The following is a 5,907-nucleotide window of genomic DNA, read 5'->3' as shown; positions in this document are numbered from 1 at the left end:
CGCATCCGCGACAAGATCGCTGCGTCGAAGGCCAAGGGTATGTGGATGGGCGGCAACGTCCCGCTCGGCTACGACGCCAGGGACCGGAAGCTGCTCATCAACGAGGCCGAGGCCAAGACGGTGCGGATGATCTTTCGACGTTATGCCGAACTCGGCTCCGTCACCCTTCTCCAGGAGGAACTCGACCGGCAAGGCATCCGCAGCAAGCAGCGCGAGGGCGCCGGTGGTCGTCTCGCCGGAGGCCGGCCGTTCTCGCGGGGCATCCTGTACCTGATCCTGCAGAACCACCTCTATCATGGCGAGGTCGAGCACAAGGGGCGCATCTATCCCGGGCAGCACGAGGCCCTCGTGGATGCCGATCTGTGGCGTGTCGTCCAGGAGAAGCTGTCAGCCAACCGCAAGGCGCGCGAATTGGCCGTTGGGGCTAAGGCACCGAGCCTTCTGTCCGGCCTCATCTTCGATGGCGACGGCAATCGCATGACGCCGACGCATTCCAACAAGAGCGGTCGACGGTACCGGTACTATATTTCGGCGTCACTGCTCGACCGAGGAAAACCGGGAGCGGGCACGATACGCGTGCCGGCCAGCGAGGTGGAAAGCATCGTACTTGATCAAATCCGGGATCTATTGGCGTCGCAAAATGCGGTCGGCAGTGCCCTCGCGCCGCTGACTCTCGATGCGTGCGAGCTACATGGTGCGCTGGATCGCGCCGCGGAACTCAGCCGCAACTGGACCGAAATCCCACCCGAGGAGATGAAGGGGCTGTTGCGGAGCTTCGTGACCAGGGTGACGCTGCTGGTTGATCGGATTGATATCGCGATCGGAGTGGGTCGAATGGCACACGCACTCGGTGCATCGATCCCATCCGGGCATGATGCCGGCCTGACGATCGATCTGTCGGTCGCCGCCGAGTTGCGGCGGTCCGGTCAGGGCAAGCGCATGGTCATCAGGAACCCGCATCAAGCCGCGAGTTCCTCAAGCTTGGTCGACGCTCTGAAGGAGGCCGTTGCCGCCCGGGAGAAGCTGCTTGCCGATACCGACGAGACGCTGAACGAGATCACGGAGCGTACTACGAAGAGCAAGGGCCGGCTGACGGCACTGATGCGCCTGTCCTATCTGGCGCCCGAAATCATCGCGGACATCCTGGCCGGCCGGCAGCCGCCGGAACTCAGCGTCAAGCGCCTGCTGCGCACGTCTCAGGATTTGCCGCTAGACTGGCCGGGCCAGCGCGCTTTCCTGGGTCTCGCCTGACCAAAACTGCGCCCACGGTTCGCGAAGAGTTCCCAATCCGCCCGCCCCGATTGACGCCACTTGAGACGTTTGCCCACGCCCCACCCAAAGCTGCGTCCTTCAGCGTCTCTGACCAGGTCTGCTGCAATGTCGAAGGATCTAACCCGCGGACATATCGGCGCAATTCCGCAGAGTGGGGAGACGGCTAAAAGCCCGCGATTTCAATGAGAAGGTTGGCTGAGCAATTAGGATTCGAACCTAAGCAGGCACTTCCAGAGCATTCAATCTAAACCATTGTAATCACTGCGGTATCTACGTTGCCCGGCATGTGCGCGTCAATGCTTCGAAACAGGCTCGCCGGAAATGGCGCCGACGAGGCCCTCCTCGGCGACGCTTCGCAGGAACTCGGCCTTCGCTGCGGCGGCCGTTTCGAACTGGTCATCCCACACGGTCGATGTGCCCTCGCCGTCGACGACCTCCAGTGTCCACTGGGTGTCGCCAAGCCGATAGATCTGGACGTCGACGGTCACGTCACCTTCGGTGAAGGGCCCGCTGAGCGGCGACGTAATGAGTTTCGGATCAGCCATAAGCGGTTCTCCAGCAGGTGTCGCGGCGCACTATAGTGCCGTCGCGAGGCCGTGTTAACCGACACGTCGCGGCCCGGTTTCTGCAGCGAAATCAACCCTCGACTTCTGCCGCAAAGGACGCATTGGTGGTGAGACAGGCGGCGGTTGGCCGGCCGCCGATTTCTCTGGGCTCGCCTCGCGGAACGCGGGGCTTTGGGTGGTGGGAGCGCCAATGGGGCGCGCCCATTAACCCTCGGAGCCCACCATGACGACGATCGAAACCCACCACACGACCCCGGCCAAACGAACCAAGCCAGCGAAGACCGCCAAGGGCGAGAAGCCGAAGGCCGCCGGAAAGCCTGCGTCGGCGCACGCCGCCCCGAGCAAGTCGGGTCCCAGCGACGACGTCTACCCCGCGCGCGTCACGAAGCACGATCGCATCCTGACGCTGCTCAGCCGTCGCGACGGCACCACCATCCTGGAGATGATGGAGGCGTCCGGCTGGCAACAGCATAGCGTGCGTGGGTTCCTGGCCGGCACCGTCAAGAAGAAGCTGGGCTTCCCCCTCACCTCGTCGAAGGCCGAGGGCGAACTGCGTCGATATCGCATCGAAGCCAAGCGCGTTCGCTGACAATGACGCGAGCCTCGATTGAACGCCGTGCTGAAAGCGCGCGTCTTCGATACGACATCGCGGCCGAGTTGGTGCGGCTCGAAGGCCTCAGCAACTTCGAGCTGCGCGGCGAGTGGCGGCGGCTGCATCACATGCAGCCGCCAAAGAGCCTCTCGCGCGAACTCCTGCTGCGCGGCATCACCTACAAAATCCAGGAGAGGGCGTTCGGCGGCCTCTCCAAGTCGATCCTTCGAAAACTGTCCGGCACCGAGCCTGAAGTAACTTCGGCCAAGAACCGGAAAACTGCGCCCCGCACCACCGTGAAGCCGGGCACGCGAATTGTGCGCGAATGGAACGGCGACACGCACACGGTCCTCGTCCACGCGGACGGCGTCGAATGGCGCGGCCAGCGCTACCGGTCGCTCTCGGTCCTCGCCCGCGAAATCACCGGCGCACACTGGTCCGGTCCGCGGTTCTTCGGCCTGACCTCGAAGAAGGCGGCTGGCGATGATTGAAGCCAATCTCGATGGTGTTCGACTGGCGTTTGCAGATCTCACCGGCCTTTTCGAGGACGCGGCGCTGATCGCGTCGGAGGGTCAGTGCGTGGAGACCCTCGATGACGAGCGGCGTCGGTTCAAGCGCCTCTCGACAGCGATGCACCGCATCCGGAGGCGCCTCGTCATTCTGGAGGGGCGCCTGCAATGAAGCGACTGAACTGCGCCATCTACACCCGCAAGTCCTCCGACGAGGGGCTCGAGAAGGAGTTCAACTCGCTCGACGCGCAGCGCGAGGCCTGCGCCGCCTACATCCTCAGCCAGAAGCATGCAGGCTGGGTTCCACTTCCGGATCTCTATGACGACGGCGGCCTCTCGGGTGGCACGATGGAGAGGCCGGCCCTGCTGCGGCTACTCGCCGACATCAAGTCCGGCAAAGTGCAGATCGTGGTTGTCTACAAGGTCGACCGGTTGACGCGATCGCTCGCCGATTTCGCCAAGATCGTCGACGTTCTGGACGCGCACGGCGCCTCGTTCGTCTCGGTGACGCAGCAGTTCAACACGACGACCTCGATGGGTCGACTGACGCTCAACATGCTGCTCTCATTCGCCCAGTTCGAGCGCGAGATTGCCGGTGAGCGCATTCGCGACAAGATCGCGGCGTCGAAGGCGAAAGGCATGTGGATGGGCGGCAACGTGCCGATCGGCTACGACGTCAGGGAGCGCAAGCTGACCGTCAATGACGCCGAGGCCGACACGGTACGCATGATCTTCAACCGCTACGCGGAGCTGGGATCGGTCAGGCTGCTCGGCCACGAACTCGACCGGCTCGGCGTCGTCAGCAAGCGACGAGAAGGCGCCGGGGGCGTTCTCGCGGGCGGCAACCGCTTCTCTCGCGGCGCACTCTATACACTGCTGCAAAATCCGATCTACCGCGGCGAGATTCGTCACCAAGGCAAGGTCTACCCCGGCCAGCATGACGCGATCATCGATGCTGAACTTTGGCAGCGCGTCCAAGAGAAGCTGGCCGGCAACCGACAGGCCCGAACGCTCAGCGAGACCGCAAAGGCGCCGAGCTTGCTCGCCGGGCTGATCGTGGACGGCGACGGACAGCGCATGACGCCGACGCACGCCGTGAAGAAGGGGCGACGCTACCGTTACTACGTCTCGGCGCAACTCGTATCCGGCAAGCGGTCCGACCATGCGAAGGGCTGGCGCATCCCCGCGGGCGATATCGAGATGCTGGTCCTCAATCGGCTTCGCGCTTTCCTCGCTTCCGAACGTGACCTCGGTGAAGCACTGTCATGCTTCGACCTCGACGCCTCGGCCGTCCGGTCGGCCTTGGCGAAGGCAAGCCAACTCGTCGAAAGCTGGGCGAGCCTGCCGTCGATCAAGCTCCGCGATCTGGTCCGCACAGTCGTCGAGACCGTCACAGTGGACGACGAGAAGGTGGTTGCGTCGCTTAAGCCGAGTGAGATTGCGACCATTCTGATGGGCGATACATGCAATCTTCCAGCGGCTCACCAGCCCGGCGTGATCGAGTTGACCATCGACGCCAAGCTGCGCCGTGCCGGGAAAGGGATCCGACTGATCGTCGGGGGAGGCGTGGCCGAGAAGCCCGACGGGCAGATGATCGCCCTGCTTCGCGATGCCCACGCGACTCGCGATGCGCTGATGTCGGGACGCGACGAGACCATCGATGCGATGGCGCTGCGGCTCGGCGTCAAGCGGGACATCCTGTCGGCGCAGATGCGGCTGACGTATCTCGCGCCGGACATCGTCCGCGCGCTCGTTCTCGGGCGGCCCGCCGAGGGGCTGACGCCGGCCGGTCTTCTCTCCGTGTGCAAAGACCTGCCGCACGACTGGCTGCTTCAGCGGACAGTCCTCGGTCTCGAGACGCGCTAGCGCCCCGGAAAGCCCCGAAAACAATGCGAGTCTGACCTGCCGAAAACGGCCCTCAGAGATAAATCAGGCTATCAGCCGCGGACCGTCATCGAGAGACGCCGCTGGATGCGCACACCTTCAAAATGCATGTCGGCAAGCCGCGGAAATCGCGGCGTCTTTCCGCCTACGGAAAATACAAAATATGCTGCGATATCAATGAGTTAGTCTGTGGCTGGGGGACTAGGATTCGAACCTAGACAGGCAGAGTCAGAGTCTTGTAATCACTACCTTAAGTAGGCATCAGCAGGCATCAGCCTCATTGTTTTTATTGTGTTTTACACCTCAGCAACCGGCAACTTCTACTTGCAGTTTTCGCTAGCGTGGTCGCTAGATGGTCGCTAGGGTTTCGTACCTAGAACCGCAGATTGAGCTAGCGACCACATGCCGACGTCGTCCACACTGCGCAAGAAAATCGGGGTTGCGATCATCCAGGCCCTCCCCGTTAACACCACCGTCTGGGATGCCGATATCAAGGGATTTTGCGCGCGCCGACAGCGCAGCGAGGCCGTCAGTTACCTGCTTAAATGTCGTGTCGATGGACGCATTCGCTGGTTCACGATCGGCCAACATGGTCAGCCCGCCGACGATGGCCAAGTTTGGACACCCGACAAAGCGCGCAAGCAGGCCATCAAGATCCTCGCCGACCCGTCTGCCTTCGACAAACCACCACCCGCCAAAGACCTGACGTTCGAAGCCGTCGCCGCGCAGTTCGTTGCCAATCATGGCAAGAAGATCAAAGCCAGCACGCTCAAGGAGTACAGCTCGCTGCTGCGTATGTATCTCCTCCCTACCCTCGGCTCTAAGCGGATCGCCGCGATCACCCGCGCGGATGTCAGCAACGCGCACAGTTCGTGGAACAATGTTCCTCGCGCCGCCAATCACGCCCTCTCCGTCCTCTCGAAGATCATGACCTGGGCCGAAGATCAGGGCTATCGCGCGGAAGGTGCCAATCCCTGTCAGCGGGTGCAGCGCTACAAGGAGAACAAGCGCGAGCGCTTTCTCACCAAGGACGAACTCGCCAGGCTGGGAGCCGCTCTCGATCAAGCGGAGGCTGAGCACGTTG

The 5,907-nt window shown here is 62.8% G+C and carries 7 protein-coding genes; 6 read left to right on the top strand and 1 reads right to left on the bottom strand.

The window, feature by feature from the left end:
- Window positions 1-1,251: recombinase family protein (locus AB7F49_RS37570; protein WP_428532542.1), on the top strand; the 1,251-nt coding region annotated here is incomplete at its 5' end.
- A 314-nt stretch (window positions 1,252-1,565) separates the two neighbouring features.
- Here the strand turns inward: AB7F49_RS37570 and AB7F49_RS37565 are convergent.
- Window positions 1,566-1,817: a hypothetical protein gene (locus tag AB7F49_RS37565; protein ID WP_428532539.1), complete on the bottom strand. Its 252-nt coding sequence runs from the start codon at window positions 1,815-1,817 to the stop codon at window positions 1,566-1,568.
- 244 nt (window positions 1,818-2,061) lie between these two features.
- Between AB7F49_RS37565 and AB7F49_RS37560 the strand changes: the two genes are divergently transcribed.
- The 5 genes from AB7F49_RS37560 to AB7F49_RS37540 form a co-directional block, all read left to right on the top strand.
- Window positions 2,062-2,427, top strand: a complete 366-nt coding sequence (locus AB7F49_RS37560; RefSeq protein ID WP_428532536.1) for a DUF3489 domain-containing protein — start codon at window positions 2,062-2,064, stop codon at window positions 2,425-2,427.
- 71 nt (window positions 2,428-2,498) lie between these two features.
- Window positions 2,499-2,921 (top strand): DUF2924 domain-containing protein, encoded by a 423-nt coding sequence (locus tag AB7F49_RS37555; protein WP_428532545.1) that lies wholly within the window; start codon window positions 2,499-2,501, stop codon window positions 2,919-2,921.
- The gene (locus AB7F49_RS37550; RefSeq protein ID WP_428532533.1) at window positions 2,914-3,111 is read left to right on the top strand and encodes a hypothetical protein; all 198 of its coding nucleotides are present in this window, start codon (window positions 2,914-2,916) and stop codon (window positions 3,109-3,111) included. The genes AB7F49_RS37555 and AB7F49_RS37550 overlap by 8 nt, the downstream gene beginning before the upstream one ends.
- Window positions 3,108-4,805 (top strand): recombinase family protein, encoded by a 1,698-nt coding sequence (locus AB7F49_RS37545; protein WP_428532530.1) that lies wholly within the window; start codon window positions 3,108-3,110, stop codon window positions 4,803-4,805. Before AB7F49_RS37550 ends, AB7F49_RS37545 begins: the two co-directional genes overlap by 4 nt.
- A 420-nt stretch (window positions 4,806-5,225) precedes the next feature.
- On the top strand, window positions 5,226-5,907 hold a 682-nt coding region (locus AB7F49_RS37540; RefSeq protein ID WP_428532527.1), incomplete at its 3' end, for a phage integrase central domain-containing protein.

The organism is Pseudorhodoplanes sp. (assembly GCF_050250235.1).
In the GTDB taxonomy this organism is placed as follows: Bacteria; Pseudomonadota; Alphaproteobacteria; order Rhizobiales; family Xanthobacteraceae; genus Pseudorhodoplanes.
Note: the sequence above shows the minus strand (reverse complement) of the source record. Positions and strands in the feature narration are given on the sequence as shown.

Bases quoted from the DNA above. Each gene is read 5' to 3' on its own strand.
- AB7F49_RS37550 (WP_428532533.1), top strand. From the start codon at position 2,914: ATGATTGAAGCCAATCTCGATGGTGTTCGACTGGCGTTTGCAGATCTC.
- AB7F49_RS37565 (WP_428532539.1), bottom strand. From the start codon at position 1,817: ATGGCTGATCCGAAACTCATTACGTCGCCGCTCAGCGGGCCCTTCACC.
- AB7F49_RS37560 (WP_428532536.1), top strand. From the start codon at position 2,062: ATGACGACGATCGAAACCCACCACACGACCCCGGCCAAACGAACCAAG.
- AB7F49_RS37545 (WP_428532530.1), top strand. From the start codon at position 3,108: ATGAAGCGACTGAACTGCGCCATCTACACCCGCAAGTCCTCCGACGAG.